The sequence below is a fragment of the Bacillus alkalisoli genome, assembly GCF_002797415.1.
GTDB lineage: Bacteria > Bacillota > Bacilli > Bacillales > Bacillaceae_I > Bacillus_CD > Bacillus_CD alkalisoli.
This window is the reverse complement of the sequence record NZ_KZ454944.1, coordinates 1,497,521-1,517,938: the sequence shown is the minus strand read 5'-3', so window position 1 is coordinate 1,517,938 and position 20,418 is coordinate 1,497,521. Positions and strand designations below refer to the sequence as shown.

The following is a 20,418-nucleotide window of genomic DNA, read 5'->3' as shown; positions in this document are numbered from 1 at the left end:
ATTGAATCTTATTATATATTAACGACCGTTGCGGCGGCTTAAAATGCTGTGTCCGTTTTGCAAGAATTGGCTACGAGTGTTTTTCATACGCTCGATACGCTCTTCTGCTAAACGGTCAGCTGCTAAATAAGTTGGAATGTTATCACGTTTTGCGATCTCGATAACTTTCTCAATGTTGTTATAAATTCCTTCAACACGTTTCATAGCACGGTCACGGTTGTATCCGTATAATTCGTCAGCTACGTTGATAACTCCACCTGCGTTGATTACATAATCAGGTGCATAAACGATACCCATTTCGTGGATGATATCACCATGTTTAGTATCTAATAATTGGTTGTTCGCTGCACCAGCGATTACTTTCGCTTTTAGTTGTGGAATTGTTTCGTCGTTAACAGTTGCTCCAAGTGCACATGGTGCATAAATGTCACAATCAACACTGTAGATTTCGCTTGGGTCTACTGCTTTTGCACCGAATTCTTCTACTGCACGTTGAACTGCTTCTTTATTAATATCTGTAACGATTAGTTGTGCGCCTTCTTCGTGTAAGTGACGGCAAAGGTTGAATGCTACGTTACCAACACCTTGAACTGCAACTACTTTACCTTCTAAAGAGTCAGATCCGAATGCTTCTTTAGCAGCCGCTTTCATACCAACATATACTCCGTAAGCTGTTACTGGCGAAGGGTTACCAGAAGAACCGAATGCTGGTGATACACCTGTTACGTAATCCGTTTCTTCATATATTAAGTCCATGTCAGCTACTGTAGTCCCAACATCTTCTGCAGTAATATAACGCCCGTTAAGTCCTTGGATGTAACGACCGAATGCACGGAACATTTCTTCATTTTTGTCTTTGCGAGGGTCACCAATAATAACCGTTTTGCCTCCACCAAGATTTAAACCGGCTGCTGCATTTTTGTAAGTCATACCTTTTGCTAAACGTAATGCATCTTCAATCGCTGCATCTTCATTTGCATAAGTCCACATACGAGTTCCACCTAAAGCAGGCCCTAAAGTTGTGTCATGAATTGCGATAATAGCTTTTAATCCTGAAGTTTTATCTTGGCAAATAACTAATTGTTCGTAATCGTACTTCTCCATATATTTGAAAATTTCCATTTGTAAATCCTCCCCAATAATATAAGTTTTTAGTTTTTTATTTAACCGAGCTAACCGCTAAAGCTAATGAGTTTAGTTTACTCTCTGCTGAGTCTGCTCGAGATGTTAATACAATAGGTGCCTTTGCGCCAGCAATAATTGCGCCTACCTTAGCGTTAGCAAAATAGATTAAAGATTTATATAATACGTTCCCAACTTCTATAGTAGGAACAAATAATATATCAGCGTGACCTGCAACTTCACTTTCAATTCCTTTATGTTTTGCTGCAAGTGGCGACACTGCAATGTCTAATGCAAGTGGTCCATCCACAATACAACCTGTAATTTGTCCTCGTTTGTTCATTTGAGTTAACAATGCTGCATCTGTTGTTGCTTCCATCGCTGGGTTTACAACCTCTACAGCAGCAATAGGTGCTACTTTCGGAAGTTCCACACCGATAGATCGAGCAACTTGAACTGAGTTTTGTACAATCTGAACTTTTTGTTCAATAGTTGGTGCAACATTCATGGCTGCATCTGTTACAAAAATCAATCTGTCATACCCTGGCACTTCAAAAGCAGCTACATGTGACAACACGCTACCTGTACGAAGTCCATATTCTTTATTTAAAACTTCTTTCAATATAGTAGCAGTAGCTACATTTCCTTTCATAAGGACATCTGCTTCTTTACTTGAAACAGCTTTAACTGCTAAATGTGCAGCTTCTTTAGGAGTTGAAGCGTCCATTACTTGCAAGCTTGTACCGTTCACTTCTAAATTATGTTTAGATAGTAGGTCTGATATTTTCTTTTCATTTCCGTAAAGGATAAAAGAAGCTAAATTTCTTTTAATGGCTTCCGATACAGCTTCCATTACTTCTTCATCTTCCGCCGCGGCAACTGCGACTACTTTTGGTTCTAATTGGGTTGCCTTGTTGATCAGTTCTTCTAGTCTCACTTTTCAACCCTTCCTTTCTTGTACATAAAACATATATGCAAAAAGCGTGCCAACTTTAAAATTATGAAAACGCTTTAATAACAACATTTTTCGACTGAACGATTTTGCGCGCTATGAAATATTTTGCACGCAACTTTATTCAATATTATATTTTTCAATTTTGTAATAGAAATTTCGAATAGAAACTCCAAGCTCTTTTGCAGCTTTCGTTTTATTTCCATTGGTTTTCTTCAGTACTTTTTCTAAAATCGCCGCTTCGTACGATTCCATCATTTGAGAGAGGGATTGGGACTCGGTATTTAATGTAACATGATTCACTTCTTCTAACTTGTCACCTTTAATTTGCAAATCCGGTATATGATGCATATCAATCATTACTTCATGATAATTCATGAAAATAATTGCTCTACCTAATATATTTTCTAGCTCCCTTACATTTCCCGGCCAGTCATATGATATTAGATAATGTAACGCTTTACGCGTTAAGCCTTCCACATTTCTACCGTAGTCTTGATTTATTTTCGTTAACAGATGTTTACTTAAAGATTCAATATCTTCTTTTCGTTTTTTTAACGAAGGGATATGAATCGGCATTCTGTTTAATCTATAATATAAGTCTTCTCTAAAAGAGCCGTTTGCAATACCTTTTTCTAAATTAACATTGGTTGCTGCAATTACACGTACGTTTATTGGAATAGATTTCGTTCCACCTACTCTAATAATTTCTTGCTCTTGAAGTACTCTTAATAGCTTCGCTTGTGTGTTTGCAGATAACTCACCTATTTCATCTAAAAAAATACTGCCATTATTAGCTTCTTCAAATAAACCTTTTTTTCCACCGTGTTTTGCACCAGAGAAGGCACCTTCTTCATAACCAAACAATTCACTCTCTAGCAATGATTCCGAAAGGGCTGCGCAGTTTACACGAATAAACTTATTGAACTTGCGATTACTAGCATTGTGGATTGCATGAGCAAACAATTCTTTCCCTGTACCAGATTCACCTCTTAGAAGAACAGTTGCAGGTGTACGTGCCCCAAGCTTTGCTTGTTCAATTGCCAGGCTCATTTCTTCTGAACTTCCTATAATATCATCAAACGAGTACTTAGCTTCAAGTGTACGAATGATTTGCCGCGCCCGATCTAATTCAGTTGTTAATGTTTGTATTTCCGATACGTCGTGAACAACACCAACACTTCCCTTTAGCTTTCCATCGACTAAAATCGGGGCTACATTTACTAAAACTTCTTTTTTACTTGGCCCAACTTTCATCTTCACTCCGCGCACTGCTCTTCTCGTTTCCAATACCTTCATATGCATACTTTCACCTTCAGAGATGTCAGTAGTGGCTGGTTTACCAATAATTTGTTCCTTTTTTAAACCAGTTAATCGAGAGTAGGCCGGATTAATAAGTAAGCCTCGTCCAAATTCATCCACTACGGAGATTGCATCATCAGATGATTGAATAATAGCCTCTAACATCGTCTGTATACCTTTTAAGTTCGTTACTTCCTCCGCTAAGTTCACTACTTCTGTAATATCTTTAAAAACTGAAAAAGCGCCTATTACTTTCCCATCCTCGTCAATAAGAGGGCTTCGAGTTGTAATAATTTTTTTGCCATTTTCTAATAAAAGCTCTTTATTTTTTTCTACCTTTTTACTATGTAACACTTCAATTAAACGGCTTGATGGGATAAATTCTAGGACGTGTTGACCAATAATTGATTTCTTATTAATACCGGCGACGCGTTCAGCACTTTTATTAAAAAGAATTACTTTTCCAGCTTGATCTATAACGACTAAGCCATCATGTAACAAGTTAAAGATTAAGTCCCTTTTATGGAATTCATTTTCTAACTTTGTTATAAGCTCTTCACGATCTTCTACTAATTTAGCAGTAATATGTGCCACACTACCCGGTACAAGAACGGTTTTTTTACTTTTCTTCTCCCTAATTTGCTTAAAAACTTCATCTGACCCAGTTGCTTCAATAATAATGTCAATATCATCTCTTAATTCTTTTTCCCAGTTATTACTTGTTGGTATGTTTAATCTCTTTGCTAAATTTAAGCCAGGTGCTTCACTATTAACATCAACAACCATTTCAACTGAAAAAAGTTCTGAATGCGTTAACATTTTTAATAATGCTGATCCACCTTTACCTGCTCCAACAATTAATACCTTTTGCATAACAAACCCCTTAAATGGTTAATTTTATATTTTCTACCACTTATGATTTTTCTGAAAAATCTTTCATATTATCTGCAACGCATGTGAAAATTATTGCACACTCATATCTTATATTTTTTTGTCGTACTTTGCAACAGAAAAATGATATACTTATTATGCATTGAAAGTGAAAGTGAGGATTTAGAAAACATGCAACGAATAATTGCCCTTCTTATAGTGGTATTACCTGCGATTTTAGCGGTTTATGGAATAAAGTTAATGAGGGATATGGTTTTTGGGATATTAGTTTCGCCAATACCAAATTTATTACTTCAATTTATTATAGGTTTATTATTTTTCCTGTTAGGACTAGCATTTGTTGCTGGATTCATTTTTCACCGTGACCGAAAACGAAATAAAGTGCAGAATCGATTCAAAAAATAATAAGCATGCAGTCTTTTTCTCTAAGATAGACTGCATGCTTTTTAATTACTAATATTATCTCTTATTTCCACTGCTTCTTTTGGGTAGTCTGTGAAGAAAGCTTCACATTTTTCTGCGTATAACCTTTTCATTATATTCTCATCATTTACTGTAAAAGGTCTTACTTTTATTCCGTTTTGTTGTGACTCCAAAATGATTTCTGACGGAGCAGCGTAAATATATGGATGTATACTTCGGGCTCCTACCCATTTTGCGTATTCCCATGGTTTGTATATGCCTTCCATATACAATACAGCTCGTTCGATTTCAGGAGCTAATTCTTTTAACTTGACGATACTATAATGGTTAAAGCTAGAGAATATAACTCTTCCTTCTAGATTATACATTTTAACTAATTGGATGACTTTTTCTTCCATACCTTCGTAAAAGAACACTCCGTTTTTTAATTCTATGTTGAGGAGTAGATTCGTTTGCTCTAACCAAACTAAAACTTCTTCTAATGTAGGTATTTCACAAAAGGAAAAAGAATCTTTAAATTTATGAACGGCATTTAATTCTTTTAATTCTTTAACTGTAAAATCTTTCACAAGCCCATTACCATTTGTCGTTCTATTTACTTTTTCATCATGGATCACTACTGGAATGCCATCTTTACTCAACTGTACATCTAACTCAATTCCATCCGCACCATCTTTAAAAGCTTGCTGAAAACTAATCATTGTATTTTCAGGATGCGTTCCCGCTGATCCTCTATGACCGAATATTTTTGTACTCATTTTTTTCACAACCTTCCATAAATTAGACATAAAACCTATACCCTATTCGAAATATGTAGTACAAATTAATTACTGAGCTATTTTTAACTAATAAATATCGAGGTGATCATCTTGCGTCCATTACAATTATCTGCTGAAACAGCACAAAAACTGTCCAAAGCATTAAATGTTTCATTAGAACAAGTTATGCACACTCCGCAACATATTCTTATTCAAAAATTAATAGAAATTGAACGTACAGAGAAAAAAGAACAATAATCTATTCTTAAAACAGGTAAATGCACTTACCTGTTTTTTATTTGTAAATAAAATAGTTCAATATACCCAATCCAAATCTAATTATTCAGAATTTATGTACACTATTTTAACACAGCATTTAAAGTTATATTTTAGGCATTACAGACATCATTCCACCCATTTCACGATTTTCACCTTGTAAACACAAAAAACTAGGTCTAAAATACTAATATAGGATAAATTGCCTAATCAAGCGGATAGGGTGATAATAATGATGAATTTCTCTATTACTAATACATTCGAAACAAAAAGAAGACAAATGATAAAAGAAATTAATAGTATTGAGTTAACGTCCGAGAAAGCTATCACGATGAGTCAAGAATTAGATGTTTATATAAACTTATTACAACGACGCTATCCTCATCAATCTTTTCAAGTATGGTGTTTTGAGCAGAGTTCCCATATAAAAGCTTCATTAAAAGGACACCTCGACTATTCATCAACAGATCAAGTAGAAACGTTTCTATCTTCTTTTTCTAAACGATTCTCTGGATTTGAATCTTTAGAGATCGATTTATCTCAGCTTACATTTATTGATTCTAGCGGTGCTAGGTTATTGTATGAATTAATTGTTACAGCACACGAAATTGGAATTCAAACTACTATCTCTGAAGCTAAAGGTATAGTTTATGAGCTTCTTGATATAATGGGTTTTTTTCACCTAGTGCAACATATTTAGATTGCCTCCTCCCCCTTTATATAGAAAAGACCAACAATTATTGTTGGTCTTTTCCTTTTTTAGCTAACAAACTAAATCAGCCCTTACCCTCTCAAGAAGCTTTATGCTCTAAGCGAAGTTTATCCGCAACCATTGCGATAAACTCAGAATTAGTAGGCTTTGCTTTTGACATAGAAACAGTGTAGCCGAATAGGCTTGATATCGAGTCAATGTTTCCGCGACTCCAAGCTACTTCAATTGCATGGCGAATTGCACGTTCCACACGGCTTGCTGTCGTGTTAAATTTTTTTGCAATGTCTGGATAAAGTACTTTTGTTATAGAACCTAATAATTCAATATCATTATAAACCATTGAAATAGCTTCTCTTAAATATAAATATCCTTTAATATGCGCCGGCACACCAATTTCATGAATAATAGATGTAATGTTAGCATCTAAATTTTTCACTTTCGGTTCACTTTGGCGAATTTGTGGGCTAGTTGAACGCTTCAAGAACGGTGTTCCTTTTCCACTAATTTGACGAATATGGTTCACTAAGTTCTCCATATCAAATGGCTTTAAAATGAAATACGATGCACCTAAGTCTACCGCTTTTTTCGTTACGTCTTCTTGTCCGAAAGCTGTTAACATAATTACATTTGGATGTTTTGGCATATTAAGTTCACGCATTTTTTCTAATACAGCAAGGCCATCTAGATGAGGCATAATGATATCTAACACAAGGATGTCTGGATTTTTTTCTTCTAATACATGTAAACAGTCTTGTCCGTTATATGCTACACCCACTACTTCCATGTCATCCTGAGCGGAAATGTATTCATCTAATAAACTAACTAATTCACGATTATCGTCTACAATACAAACTTTCATTTTCATCCTCTAAAATTCCTCCTCAAAATCCAAACGTTTATCGAATTTTTGTTAACATTGTTATTCTACATGTTCAATTCGACAATGCCATCCTATTTCCTTTAATTTTTTTAAAAAAATCGTAAATTTATAATAATACCTTTCATTTGCTTCTATTTTCTTCGTTTTTCGACTAAATACGCTATAAAACACTAAGCAACTTGCCTTTTGTCGAATAATCTTTATTTTAGTATACCACACTTTAAATTATAGATATATGATACATATTTAAACCGTTTTTTCCCAAAAAGAAAAACGAGCTAAAGTTTAGCTCGCTTTTTGTTTGTTTTGCTTTTGATATATATCGATGCCTGCTTCATTTAACATCCACTCAATATGAACACCATATCCACTAGTTGGATCATTTACAAAAACATGCGTTACAGCACCAATAATTTTCCCATTTTGTATAATTGGGCTACCACTCATTCCTTGTACAATTCCACCCGTTTTCTCTAATAAAACTGGGTCTGTTATTTTAATAACCATTCCTTTTGTAGCAGGAAACTTTTGTACAATCGTACTGACAACTTCCACATCAAACTCTTCCACTTCATCATTATCAACTACAGTCAAAATCTTTGCTTGTCCTTCTTTTACTTCATGAGGTAAGGCGATAGGTAGTGGCTCATCTAAAATCCCATTATCAATATCTTTATGCAACTTACCGAAAATACCGAATGGGCTATTTCTTGTGATGTCACCAATTGCTTCACGATCACTCGAAAAGCGGGCTAGCTTTTCACCTGGCACACCGTTGCTACCTTTTTCAATAGAAGTAACGGTAGATCTTACTACTTGACCATCTTGTACCACTATCGGTTTTTTCGTGTCCATATCTGAAATAACATGACCCAATGCTCCGTACCTCATTGTCTTCGGGTCATAAAATGTCATCGTTCCGATACCAGCTGCTGAATCACGAATATATAGTCCGATACGGTATGCGTCCTCATCTTTATCTTGTAAAGGCATTAATTCTGTTTCTAACGTTTTCTCTTCTCGAGCTATTTCTAATTGTAATGGTTTACCCGTCTTTCCAGACTCTTGCACAAATGGGGCAACATCGCTCATCTGTTCAATTGTTTTACCATTAATTTTTGTAATGATATCGCCAACTTGAACCCCAGCTATTTCACCAGGGGATTGCTTCCCGCCTGTTGTATCCACTAAATGATGTCCAACAACTAGTACACCGACCGTATTTAATTTGACGCCAATCGATTGACCACCCGGATACACTTTGTATTCAGGAATAACATCCACATTCATTTGCTTAATTGGAAAACCTGCAAGTTCCATTATGACTTTACCTTCACCAATGTTCGTACCACTTACAGCAACTATTCCATCTTCTTTCGCCACATCTAATGTTTTATGACTACTTACCACTCTGGCACTTGCAGGTATTGATGATGAAAAAGCAACACCTTGGCCTTCAAAAATGGTTAAGTTTGTAGGAAGTTGGACATAATCCTTTAAAGGTTGCCAAAAACTTAAAACCATGATGGAAACAAGGAGAAATGCGCCTATCATTTTTCTTATTATCTCTTTTGTCAACTGATTCACTCTCCTCGCTCCTATCCCACACCTTTCATGGCTACATTACTAATTTTGCCTCTAAACGCAACATTTATAACAAGGAAGCAAATAAAAAAAGCTACCCTTTTTGGATATTTTGCACAAAAAATAAACAGAGCAATAAAAAAACTACCGCTCTGTTTAAATATATTATTATGCACGCTTAACTTGTTCTGCTTGTGAAAGCAGTTCTTTTGCATGTTCTTTTGTTAAGTTAGTTACTTCAACACCTGAAATCATACGACCGATTTCCGCTATTTTTTCTTCTTCGGTTAAAGGTTTTACTTTCGTTTTTGTTCTATCCCCATCAATTTCCTTACTAATAAATAAATGAGTATCGGACATTGCTGCTACTTGTGGTAAGTGAGATATACACAATACTTGCGATCCTGACGAAACATGATAAATTTTATTGGCAATTGCTTGAGCTACTTTACCACTTACACCTGTGTCTACTTCGTCAAAAATAATGGAAGTAATGCCCTGGTGTTTAGAAAAAATACTTTTCATCGCAAGCATAATTCGAGATAGCTCACCACCTGAAGCAACTTTGGCTAAAGGCTTTAAGGGCTCTCCAGGATTTGTCGTTAAATAGTATTCCACTTCATCTACACCATGTTTTTGAAATTTTACATTACCTGTAGATTTGTCCATCTTTTTCGCAATATTCACTTGAAATATTGCCTTGTCTAAGTAAAGATCTTTTAATTCTTTATGGATTTGTTCTGTTAAATCCGCAGCTACGAATTTGCGTTCATCTGTTAATGCATTAGCTTCCAACTCTAAATCTTCTACGAGAGATTGCAGTCTTTCTTGCAACTGATGAATATGCGAATCACGGTTTTGCAGAGTTTCTAATTCTTCTTCTATTTTGGAAGCATATTGCAATATTTCTTCCACCGACGTACCGTATTTTCTTTTTAGATTCTTCATTTCGTTTAATCTACTCTCAATAAAGTCAAGACGTTTTGGATCAAATTCTAAATTATCAATTTCATCCCGAACTCGGTACATAATCTCTTCTAATTGATAATAACTATTTGAAATCACTTCATATACATCTTTTAAGTTTTTATCAATTGACTCTAAATCTTCAGATTCGCTCATTGCATGACTGATCCAATCAAGTCCTTTTTGTTCTCCATGAATGGCGTAGTACGTATTATTTAGTGCTTGAAATAATTTTTCATAATTACTAATTTTATTTCTCTCTTCTAATAAAGTTTCATCTTCATTTTCTTCCAAGTTAGCTGCACCAATTTCATCCAGTTGGAACTGCAATAAGTCTAACCTATGAGCAACTTTTTGCTCATTATGTGTTAGTTCCGTTAACCTCTTATTTAATTGTTGATATTCTTCAAAAAGCTCTTGATAAGCCGTTAACGTTTTTGCCATTTTTTCTTGACCATAAAAATCTAACAATTGTAAATGTTGTTCTGGATTCATTAGTTCTTGATGCTCGTGTTGACCATGTATATCAACTAATGTTTGTCCAACTTCACGCAGTATGGCAATTGTCACAAGCTTTCCATTCACACGACAAACACTTTTACCTGTAGCGTGTATTTCCCGCCTTAACACGACCATGTCATCTTCTATTTCTATTCCTAATTGTTCACAAACTTTATAAACTGGATGAGTTTCACTTTCAATTAAAAATAAACCTTCCATCTCAGCCTTTTTTTCACCATACCGAACAAATTCTTGAGAACCTCTACCACCGGCTAATAAATGAATAGCATCAATAATAATCGATTTCCCTGCGCCAGTTTCACCAGTTAAGACCGTTAGTCCTTTTTCAAAGGAAACGGTTAACGATTCAATTATGGCAAAGTTTTTTATAGATAATTCTGCAATCATACTTCATCACACCTTAAATTTCGATATTACAACATGTTCACTACTCTATCCGCTAACTCGGTAGCTTCTTCGGGTGTACGACAAATAATTAAACATGTATCATCACCACAAATAGTGCCTAAGATTTCATCCCAATCTAAATGGTCAATTAAAACACCTATCGCATTGGCATTACCAGGCATTGTTTTCATCACGACCATATGACCTGCTACATCAATTTTTACAAACGCATCAACTAGAGCGCGCTTTAGTTTTAATAAAGGGTTAAAGCGATGATCAGCAGGTAAACTGTATTTATAACGCCCATCCTGCATTGGCACTTTGACAAGGTGTAATTCTTTTATATCTCTTGACACCGTCGCTTGCGTAACATTAAAGCCTAATTCTTTTAAACAGTCAACAAGATCGTCTTGTGTTTCTATTTCTTCATTCGTAATTAACTCTCTAATTTTTATATGCCTTTGACCTTTATTCACCTTATACGGCACCCCTAACTATGTAAATAACCTTTTTGCTTATCTTTAGAGTAAACTATAATGGTAAAAAAACTCAACTACTTCTTACAAATTTTAAGGGAATAACATGATTGTTATTCCCCTTTTTTTACTGCATTCAATTCAACATGTGCTTCTTGCACAATTTGCTCTACCGTTTTATTACAATTTACAGTCCCAGGTTCTGCTTGTCCATTCCAATGTATATGAAGTAAAAACTCAATATTACCGTCTCCTCCAGTAATTGGAGAATATGACATGTCTTGAACGTCATATCCTTCGTTTAAACTAAACGAGATAATCTTATCTAAAACAGATTCATGAACTTTTTTATCCCGTACAATTCCTTTTTTTCCGACTTGCTCTCTGCCAGCTTCAAACTGAGGTTTTACAAGAGCTACCACATCACTGTTAGCCACTAGTAATGTTTTTAGTACAGGCAAAATAAGTTTTAACGAGATAAAGGAAACATCAATCGTTGCAAATTCAGGTAAGCCTTTTTGTAAGTCAGCAGGAGTAACGTAGCGGAAATTTGTTCTCTCCATTACTTCTACTCGTTCGTCTTGTCTTAACTTCCAAGCAAGTTGATTATACCCAACATCAAGAGCATAGCTCATCTTCACTCCATTTTGAAGGGCACAATCCGTAAAACCACCTGTAGAGGATCCGATATCTAACATTATTTTATCTTGAATGTTTAGGTCGAAAATTTTAAGGGCTTTCTCTAATTTCAAGCCACCTCTACTTACGTATGGCAAAACATTTCCTTTTACTGTTAAGACGGTATCAACTGGAATTTTTTCCCCTGGCTTGTCTAATCTTTCTTCGTTTGCATAAACAAGGCCAGCCATAATGGATCGCTTCGCCTTTTCACGGGTTTCTGCTAATCCTTGCTCTACAAGTAAAATATCTAATCTTTCTTTTTTCGCCATAAATATTAAGCCCTTTTTTGCTTTCTTCTTGCTATTTTTTTCACGTTGTTAACAACTTCTTCTGTTGTTAAGCCTATTTCATTTAATAATTCTTTTACACTTCCATGTTCAATAAAACGGTCAGGTATTCCCATTCGTCGAACAGGAACCATATATCCTTCTTCGTTCGCAAACTCGAGGACCGCACTTCCGAAGCCACCTTGTAAAACAGCTTCTTCAATTGTAACTATCGGCATTCCCGCTTTGAATAAATCATGTAACATCGCTTCATCCATCGGTTTAATGAATCTAGCGTTGATTACTTTTACAGAAATATTTTCTTCTTGTTCAAGCTTCTCTGCAGCTTCTAATGCCATCGGAATCGTGGTACCGAACGTTAAAATAGCAGCGTCTTGTCCTTCTTTTAAAACTTCCCATGAACCAATCGGGATTTGTTTTAATTCTTCTTCCATCGGAACTCCTAAACCATTTCCACGCGGATAACGAAGAGCAATTGGACCAGCATCATATTTAAGTGATGTGTAAACCATATGTTGTCCTTCATTTTCATCCTTCGGCATCATTAATACGATGTTTGGTAGATGACGTAAAAATGCGATATCGAAAACACCTTGATGTGTTTCTCCGTCTTCTCCAACAAGGCCAGACCGGTCTATACCGATAAACACATTAAGATTTTGACGACAAACATCATGAACTACTTGATCATAAGCGCGTTGTAAGAACGTAGAATAAATAGCTAAAAACGGCTTCATTCCTTGTGTTGCAATTCCTGCTGCCATTGTAGTTGCATGTTGCTCTGCAATCCCTACATCATACATACGTTCCGGGAACTCACTAGCAAATCCTTCTAACTTAGAACCAACCGGCATTGCAGGAGTTACTGCAACAATACGGTTATCTTCACGTGCCATTTTTCGAACGGTTTCACTAATGACACTACTCCATGCAGGAGGTGCCCCTACAGGTTTAATTAAATCACCCGTTTCAATCTTGTAAGGTCCAGTTCCGTGCCATGTTCCAATTTTATCCGATTCTGCTGGCATAAAACCTTTTCCTTTTTTCGTAACAACATGAATAATAACTGGTCCTTCTGTTTTCTTCGCATATTTTAAGTTTTCAATTAAGTCCTCGATATTATGTCCATCAATTGGCCCTAAGTAAGTAAAGCCCATTTCTTCAAAAAACATACCACTCACTAGTAAGTATTTAACACTATCTTTTATTCTTTCCGCTGTTGCAGCAAGTTTTCCACCTACTGCAGGGATTTTTTTCAATAGCATTTCAAGTTCGTCTTTAACCCAATTATACTTACCAGCAGTTCTCATGCGACCAAGTACATTGTGCAGCGCTCCAACATTGGGAGCAATTGACATTTCATTGTCATTTAAAATAACAATCATGTTCTTTTTCTCATGGCCAATATGATTTAGTGCTTCTAGCGCCATACCACCTGTTAAAGCACCATCACCTATAATAGGCACAACATATTCGTCCGTACCTTTTGCGTCTCTTGCTGCTACCATACCCATTGCAGCCGATAAGGATGTAGAAGAGTGACCCGTTTCCCAAACATCATGTTCACTTTCATTCATTTTAGGAAATCCGCATAACCCTTTGTATTGTCTTAATGTTCCAAACTGTCCAGCACGTCCAGTTAAAATTTTATGCACATACGACTGATGACCTACGTCCCATAAAAATTTATCTTTTGGGCTATCAAATACTTTATGTAGTGCAACTGTTAATTCAACAACGCCAAGATTCGGGCCGATATGTCCGCCCGTTTTCGATAAATTTTCTATTAAAAACTTACGAATTTCTTCACTTAGTACTTCTAATTCTTCACCTTCAAGCTTTTTTAAAAACTTTGGGTTTTTAATTTTTGTAAGATCCAACGGGGATCACTCTCTTTCCTTACTGTTTTTGTTTATTGCGCTTCTTTTTATTATTATTTAATAACATAATGTTAAAGTTGTTTTCTAGTATATAGAACACTTTACCTACCTGAAAAAGGATTGGCGTAGAATAGCGAATTGCTAGAGATTTACCGAAAGCTTTTCCACCTACTGTTAACGATGCTACGACACTTGTAAAAAGGACTGCTATTACATAATGGAAGATAGAATCTTCGACATGGTTCATAGACAGCGTAAATTGAATGACGACAATAGCAGATGCTGTACCACTTATTATACCTGAAATGTCTCCTATTACATCATTACAAAAGCTCGCGAACCTGTCAGCATTACGAATTATATGTATGGATTGTTTGGCACCGTTTACACGTTCGGCTGCCATTGCATGGAAAGGTGTTTCTTTTCCAGCAGTAGCTGCAATACCTACCATATCAAAAAATATCCCAATAAACACAATGATAAACACGATAATCATGCCAATTGCCCAAGTGACACCTGATAAAATCATCGTTGATACAATTGTAAAAATAGCCGCTAACACTAGTGTGATAACGGCGATAGCTAGACTCCAATGTATTGCGTCTTTCATCTTATTCATATATTCAACCTTTTATCTATTTATTTGGCTGTGTTAAAGTTCGCTGTTGATTTTTAATTATCAACACTAAGCTTTAACATAGCTATTTATTTATATATTAATTTTTTAGCAATAATTCCCCATATGTAAGTGGAGTGGTCATATAATGAGTAAAAACTGCGGCTTAGGTCCAGTAGGTTTTCCCAAGCAAGTACCAGATGTCGCCATACTGGCGGTTTCCCTTTAAACTCGCCTTAGCCGTGTCGCCACCAGCTAGACTAGATTACCACTTAGCCCGCACTATAATCCCCATTATATGTCTAAAAGCGAACAGCCTAGGAGTTTTCCTCTACAGCCCTTAACCAGGTCTTAGCCTCTTTTGCAGAACAGATTTCATACGGGTTGTAAAAGCATTCTTCGCTGGCCTAGCAGAAGAAGCTCCATACCATAATCCCCTCTAACTCCACTCAAGGCAGGCTACGCTGCACCTTTTTATCCCAGATAAATCAGTAGCAGGTTTATCACCATCCCGCTCCTCTCCCTTTAGAAAGATAAGCAAAAATGGGCCTCCACGGAAATAGGGTCCACGCCCACATGCCATTGTGGATCGCCCTAAAACCTTAACTCCCAGCATCAACCCAAGGCTGGGCGCCTCAAGCCGACACAAGAAACTTCATCGATGTGCCCTTTAGCGGATTTTTAGGCCCGCCTTCAGAAAAGGTGGACTGACTAGAATACTGCACCACTCCTATAAGTATCATATAGTATACCATAAAAATAGGAAATGCTCAATTTATAGAAATACTGCCTATTTTTTATCCTTAATGATCTCTTGAAGCAATTAGGTCGCATAAGTCATGGAGTAGGTTTTCTTTTAGTGGTAGTTCATTTAGGATTGTTTTTGCTTTGTCTATATGTTCTGCTAATTTATCTTTTGCACCTTTCATCGTTAAAAGAGAAGGATACGTAACTTTATTGTTAGTCGTATCAGAGCCCACTGGTTTTCCAATCTTCTCCTGTTCTCCTTCAATATCTAAAATATCATCCCTAATTTGGAAGGCAATCCCTATATGATAAGAGAACTCTCTTAATTTTTTCACTTCTTCACTAGTTGCATTCGCTAGCATAGCTCCTGACATAATACTAAATTGTAATAGTCTACCCGTTTTATTTTTATGAATATACTCTAGTTGTTCTAATGTTAATTGTTTACCTTCTCCTTGCATATCAGCTACTTGACCGCCAACCATTCCTTCTGGACCTGCAGCTTTTGCTAGCTCATATGTAAGATCAATGATAGTTTCTGGATGTACGTTATATTGTAATAAGTCCTTCAAAATTTGAAAACTGTATGTTTGTAATCCATCGCCAGCTAATACAGCCTTCGCTTCGCCAAAAACTTTATGATTCGTCAGTTTGCCTCTTCTAAAATCATCATCATCCATGCACGGCAAATCATCGTGAATAAGCGAGTATGTATGAATCATTTCAACAGCGCAAGCAACTGGTAAACCTATTTCCTCATCTTTTCCAAAGGAGCTTAATGTTGCTAACACAAGAATGGGGCGCAGCCTTTTGCCACCTGCATCTAAAGAGTAATTCATCGATTCTATTAATGTTTTTGGTGCGTTTAATTTATTAATATATTGAATCAAATGTTGCTCGATTTTTTCTTTTCTTTCCTTCATGTACGGTGCTAATGCAAGTTGTGACAAATCATTCTTCCTCCTGTACATCGAACGGCTCTAATTCACCATTTTCTCTTAAAATTTGTCTCATTTGTTGTTCCACGTTTTGTAATTTTTCATGACACAACTTTGAAAGTTTCATCCCTTCTTTATAAAAAGAAATAGCTTCTTCTAATGGAACATCACCTTTTTCTAACTGTTCTACTATAACTTCTAATTCTTTCATCGCGTTTTCAAATGTTACTTCTTTTTTGTCCGCCATGATTAACCCTCCATTTTTTTATCTATTATTATATTCTTAACTGTACAGTCTAACTTTCCATCTTGCACATGCACTTGTATGGACTTTCCAACCTCTGTTTGTGTAGTAGACTTTATTAACTCGCCGTTTTCGTTATATGAAATGTTGTATCCCCTTTTCATTATATTTAAAGGACTTAACATTTCTAATTTAGAAAGAGCAGATTGAAATTCCCATTGTTTTTTCAAAAGTGATTGATTCATCCCTGTTTGTAAAAGCTTTACTTGTCTTTCTAAGTTATTCTTTTCTATCTCCCACTGCTTCTTCGGATGATTTCTAATAACTAGGGCGGAAAGTTGTTCTAGCTTCATTCTTTTTTGCTCTAACAAACGTTTACTTGCAGTCTCTAAGCTATCCATAAGACGATCTAATTCTTGTTCTTTTTGTACATATAAATTTTGTGGATAGCGGAACGCGTACGACTTTTGAATTCGAACTAATCTTTCTTTATAACCTGAAATCACATTATGAACAGAACGATGTAATCTTCTTTCTCTATCAGAGAGGCGCTCTGCTAATTCAATTATGTGTGGGACAGCAAGCTCTGCTGCAGCAGTTGGAGTTGGAGCACGTAAGTCTGCAACAAAATCTGCTATTGTAAAATCTGTTTCGTGCCCTACTGCAGAAATTATGGGTACATTTGATTTAAATATTTCTCGAGCTACTTGTTCCTCATTAAAAGCCCAAAGCTCTTCAATGGAACCACCGCCTCGACCAACAATGATCACGTCGATGTTTTCTAATGTATTAGCTGTTGCAATCGCTTTCGCAATAGAAGGAGCAGCATGTACCCCTTGAACAAGTGCAGGAATGACCGTTACTTTTGCGATAGGATACCTTCTTCTTAGAGTTGTAATGATATCTCTAATTGCCGCACCAGTTGGAGAAGTAATGACTGCTATTCCTTTTGGAAATTTCGGAATAGGCTTTTTATGTTGCGCGTCAAAAAGACCTTCTGAAGCCAATTTCTTTTTTAGCTCTTCATAAGCTAAAAATAAGCTACCGATACCATCTGGTTGCATTTCTTTTATGTATATTTGATAGTTGCCACTGCTTTCATAGACAGAAATTTCGCCACGAACTAAAACATTCATTCCTTCTTCTGGAGTGAACCCTAGATTGCGGTTGTTTCCTGCAAACATGACAGCTAATATTCTCGCATTTTTATCTTTGAGCGTGAAATACATATGGCCACGACTATGCCACTTGAAGTTGGATATTTCTCCTTTAAGCCATACATCTTGCATATGTGGATCGACATCAAACTTCCGTTTTATATACTTTGTTAAGGCCGTTATAGTTAAATACTTTTTTTCTGACATTCGAAGTACTCCTTTAACTGGCGATTCTATTTCTTAGTTTACAATAACTGAGTGTGCTATTTCTATATTTCTTCAAATTAAAAAGGCAGTGAATCACTTATGTGTTCAACCACCTTTTAAGATATCATATTATAGGATATTCGTCTTGTTTTGAGATGCTTTCTTTTGAGCAGATTGTAGCGTGTTTTGTAATAGCATCGTAATCGTCATCGGACCAACACCACCAGGAACAGGTGTAATATAACTTGCTTTTTCTTTCACACTATCAAATTGCACATCTCCACAAAGCTTTCCACTCTCTAGTCTATTAACACCTACATCAATTACTATCGCACCTTCTTTTACGTAGCTTGAACTAATTAAGTTAGCACGACCAACAGCAACAATTAAAATATCGGCCTGTCTAGTAATATCTGATAGGTTTTTTGTTTTGGAATGGCAATAAGTAATCGTAGCATCTTCTTTTAAAAACAGTTGACCAACTGGTTTTCCAACAATATTACTACGGCCAACAACAATAACATGTTTACCAGTAATGGAAACATTCAATGACCTAATCATTTCTAATATCCCATAAGGTGTGCATGGAATGAATGAATCTTGGTTAATCATCATTTTACCAATGTTTATCGGGTGAAATCCATCTACATCTTTTTCAGGAGAAATTGCTTCAATAATAGAATTTTCATGTATGTGCTTAGGTAGAGGTAATTGCACTAATATTCCATGAATTTCTTCATTTCTATTAAAGTAGTCTATTCGAGATAATAGTTCTTCTTGCGTTAAAGTAGAAGGATAATGTTCTAATAAACAGTTAATCCCCGCTTCTTCACAAGCTTTCTTTTTTGCTTTTACGTAAGAGTGTGATGCAGGATCGTCTCCTACTAAGACAACAGCTAGTGTTGGTTGAACAGCATCGAACTGCCTCAACTTCGTTACTTGTTCCTTAATAAAGGTTCTCTTTTCTGTTGCTAGTTCTTTTCCTGAAATAATTACTGCAGACATGAATAGCTCCCCCTAACAAACCATTGATATTTTTTATTTTGACAATGCGTCTTTTACTTTAGATAAAACTGCATTAATAAATTTACTAGATTTGTCATCACCGAATTTTTTTGCAAGTTCAATCGCTTCGTCCATTGAAACACTTACAGGAATCTCATCTTCGTACATAATCTCGTACACAGCAATTCTTAAAATTGTTCTATCTACCGCACCTAAACGATTTAATGTCCAATTTTCTAAGTGATCAGTAATCATCACATCAATATCCGACATGTTTTCAACTGTTCCCAATACTAATTGAAGTAAAAATGGATCTTCCTTTTTAGAGGAGTTTTCTAGTACATTTTCTATTGCTTCTTTCGGGTCAATTTCACTTAAATCTATTTGAAAAACGGCTTGTAATGCCTTTTCTCTCGCTTCGCTTCTTTTCATATAAATAGCTCCTTCTCGTTCATGTAAAGAGTATAGAAAGATAATAGCATACTTTTTCTAGATAAGTATACTGTTTTCTCACTTTTTTTCACAAAAACACAAACATTCTAGCACGAAGTAAATGTTTTTATTCGTGTTTAAAAACTTTAATTTCCGAACATTCAAAAAATGGATGATTAGGTTATGTAATGAAATCACTTTCATCTTTTCCGAACGTTTTCTATCTTATACGATTTTGTTTTATAATCATAATAATTAATTATAAAAGCGGTGATTTCCCGCAAGTCTCTGGGTATGTTTCAATTTAATCTTTTTGTGTTTCAATCTGGTTAATTTGTGTTTCAATCTCACAAGTTTGTGTTTCATTCCCCCTTCACGCACTACAATTTTTTCCTTTGTGTTTCAATCTGGTCGACTTGTGTTTCAATTTCTTCTCATTGTGTTTCAATCTTACTAGTTTGTGTTTCAATTGTTGGGAATTCACTTTTAAACAGAAAAAACCTTGTAGATGCCAAGTGAAGCTGAACACCTACAAGGTCAATTTATGGAAAATGTCAAAATTACATTTCTTCTTCTACTTCCACTTCGTTTTTCGCCGTTTCGAATTGAATGCCAACTACATGGATGTTTACTTCTTTTACTTCAAGCGCTGTCATATTTAGTAATGCTTGACGAATGTTGTCTTGTACTTTTTGAGCTACAGTTGGAATGGAAATACCAAATTGCATCACACAGAACACATCAATAGCAATACCTTCTTCTGTTAAATCAACTTTTACACCTTTACCGTGGTTTTTCTTGCCTAGTCTTTCTGCAACACCTGCAGCAAAGTTACCACGCATTTGTGAAACACCTTCAACTTCTGAAGCTGCAATTCCAGCAATTACTTCAATAACTTCTGGAGCAATTTCAACTTTTCCAAGTGATTCATTGGTGTTCATTTCAAGTAAGTTTCTTTCCATAATAAATTCCT

General features: G+C 35.7%; 20 protein-coding genes. 3 read left to right on the top strand and 17 right to left on the bottom strand.

From position 1 onward, the window contains the following. Window positions 1–18: 18 nt before the first annotated feature. From bcd to CDZ89_RS07325, 3 genes are all read right to left on the bottom strand, one after another. A complete protein-coding gene (bcd, locus tag CDZ89_RS07335; protein WP_100333432.1) occupies window positions 19–1,122 on the bottom strand; it encodes a branched-chain amino acid dehydrogenase in 1,104 nt (367 codons plus the stop codon). Between the two features lie 37 nt (window positions 1,123–1,159). Then, the gene (gene yqiS / locus CDZ89_RS07330; RefSeq protein ID WP_100333431.1) at window positions 1,160–2,059 is read right to left on the bottom strand and encodes a phosphate butyryltransferase; all 900 of its coding nucleotides are present in this window, start codon (window positions 2,057–2,059) and stop codon (window positions 1,160–1,162) included. Window positions 2,060–2,194: 135 nt separating this feature from the next. Then, on the bottom strand, window positions 2,195–4,249 hold the full coding sequence (locus CDZ89_RS07325; protein WP_096153489.1) for a sigma-54 interaction domain-containing protein: 2,055 nt from the start codon (window positions 4,247–4,249) through the stop codon (window positions 2,195–2,197). 189 nt (window positions 4,250–4,438) lie between these two features. Here CDZ89_RS07325 and CDZ89_RS07320 point away from each other — a divergent pair, with 189 nt between their 5' ends. Next, window positions 4,439–4,672 (top strand): DUF2627 domain-containing protein, encoded by a 234-nt coding sequence (locus tag CDZ89_RS07320; protein ID WP_096153488.1) that lies wholly within the window; start codon window positions 4,439–4,441, stop codon window positions 4,670–4,672. A 41-nt stretch (window positions 4,673–4,713) separates the two neighbouring features. On the opposite strand, the gene CDZ89_RS07315 is transcribed toward CDZ89_RS07320, so the two are convergent. Then, a complete protein-coding gene (locus CDZ89_RS07315) occupies window positions 4,714–5,448 on the bottom strand; it encodes a glycerophosphodiester phosphodiesterase (protein ID WP_096156890.1) in 735 nt (244 codons plus the stop codon). A 111-nt stretch (window positions 5,449–5,559) separates the two neighbouring features. Here CDZ89_RS07315 and CDZ89_RS07310 point away from each other — a divergent pair, with 111 nt between their 5' ends. Next, the gene (locus CDZ89_RS07310; protein WP_096153487.1) at window positions 5,560–5,706 is read left to right on the top strand and encodes a YycC family protein; all 147 of its coding nucleotides are present in this window, start codon (window positions 5,560–5,562) and stop codon (window positions 5,704–5,706) included. 250 nt (window positions 5,707–5,956) lie between these two features. After that, window positions 5,957–6,424, top strand: coding sequence for an STAS domain-containing protein (locus tag CDZ89_RS07305; RefSeq protein WP_096153486.1), 468 nt, complete (start codon window positions 5,957–5,959; stop codon window positions 6,422–6,424). A 91-nt stretch (window positions 6,425–6,515) separates the two neighbouring features. On the opposite strand, the gene spo0A is transcribed toward CDZ89_RS07305, so the two are convergent. The 13 genes from spo0A to CDZ89_RS07240 form a co-directional block, all read right to left on the bottom strand. Then, window positions 6,516–7,301, bottom strand: coding sequence for a sporulation transcription factor Spo0A (gene spo0A / locus CDZ89_RS07300; protein ID WP_096153485.1), 786 nt, complete (start codon window positions 7,299–7,301; stop codon window positions 6,516–6,518). Window positions 7,302–7,601: 300 nt separating this feature from the next. Next, complete coding sequence (gene spoIVB, locus CDZ89_RS07295; RefSeq protein ID WP_096153484.1) at window positions 7,602–8,894, bottom strand: SpoIVB peptidase; 1,293 nt, start codon at window positions 8,892–8,894, stop codon at window positions 7,602–7,604. Between the two features lie 174 nt (window positions 8,895–9,068). Next, a complete protein-coding gene (recN, locus tag CDZ89_RS07290) occupies window positions 9,069–10,775 on the bottom strand; it encodes a DNA repair protein RecN (RefSeq protein WP_096153483.1) in 1,707 nt (568 codons plus the stop codon). Between the two features lie 26 nt (window positions 10,776–10,801). Continuing rightward, entirely contained in the window at window positions 10,802–11,251 is a 450-nt protein-coding gene (gene ahrC / locus CDZ89_RS07285; protein ID WP_096153482.1) for a transcriptional regulator AhrC/ArgR, read from the bottom strand. Window positions 11,252–11,364: 113 nt separating this feature from the next. Continuing rightward, window positions 11,365–12,201 carry a TlyA family RNA methyltransferase gene (locus CDZ89_RS07280; protein WP_096153481.1) on the bottom strand — a complete coding sequence of 279 codons (837 nt, stop codon included), beginning with the start codon at window positions 12,199–12,201 and terminating at the stop codon, window positions 11,365–11,367. A 5-nt stretch (window positions 12,202–12,206) separates the two neighbouring features. Then, on the bottom strand, window positions 12,207–14,099 hold the full coding sequence (gene dxs, locus CDZ89_RS07275) for a 1-deoxy-D-xylulose-5-phosphate synthase (protein WP_096153480.1): 1,893 nt from the start codon (window positions 14,097–14,099) through the stop codon (window positions 12,207–12,209). 19 nt (window positions 14,100–14,118) lie between these two features. Beyond that, window positions 14,119–14,718, bottom strand: a complete 600-nt coding sequence (locus tag CDZ89_RS07270; RefSeq protein WP_227521457.1) for a hypothetical protein — start codon at window positions 14,716–14,718, stop codon at window positions 14,119–14,121. 800 nt (window positions 14,719–15,518) lie between these two features. After that, complete coding sequence (locus CDZ89_RS07265) at window positions 15,519–16,433, bottom strand: polyprenyl synthetase family protein (protein ID WP_100333430.1); 915 nt, start codon at window positions 16,431–16,433, stop codon at window positions 15,519–15,521. Further along, a complete protein-coding gene (locus tag CDZ89_RS07260) occupies window positions 16,414–16,647 on the bottom strand; it encodes an exodeoxyribonuclease VII small subunit (protein WP_100333429.1) in 234 nt (77 codons plus the stop codon). The genes CDZ89_RS07265 and CDZ89_RS07260 overlap by 20 nt, the downstream gene beginning before the upstream one ends. Window positions 16,648–16,649: 2 nt before the next feature. Next, window positions 16,650–18,008 carry an exodeoxyribonuclease VII large subunit gene (gene xseA, locus CDZ89_RS07255; protein WP_096153477.1) on the bottom strand — a complete coding sequence of 453 codons (1,359 nt, stop codon included), beginning with the start codon at window positions 18,006–18,008 and terminating at the stop codon, window positions 16,650–16,652. Between the two features lie 129 nt (window positions 18,009–18,137). Then, complete coding sequence (gene folD, locus CDZ89_RS07250) at window positions 18,138–19,013, bottom strand: bifunctional methylenetetrahydrofolate dehydrogenase/methenyltetrahydrofolate cyclohydrolase FolD (RefSeq protein ID WP_100333428.1); 876 nt, start codon at window positions 19,011–19,013, stop codon at window positions 18,138–18,140. A gap of 33 nt (window positions 19,014–19,046) precedes the next feature. After that, on the bottom strand, window positions 19,047–19,445 hold the full coding sequence (nusB, locus tag CDZ89_RS07245) for a transcription antitermination factor NusB (RefSeq protein WP_096153475.1): 399 nt from the start codon (window positions 19,443–19,445) through the stop codon (window positions 19,047–19,049). Window positions 19,446–20,005: 560 nt separating this feature from the next. Next, on the bottom strand, window positions 20,006–20,407 hold the full coding sequence (locus tag CDZ89_RS07240) for an Asp23/Gls24 family envelope stress response protein (RefSeq protein ID WP_303621586.1): 402 nt from the start codon (window positions 20,405–20,407) through the stop codon (window positions 20,006–20,008). Window positions 20,408–20,418 lie beyond the last annotated feature (11 nt).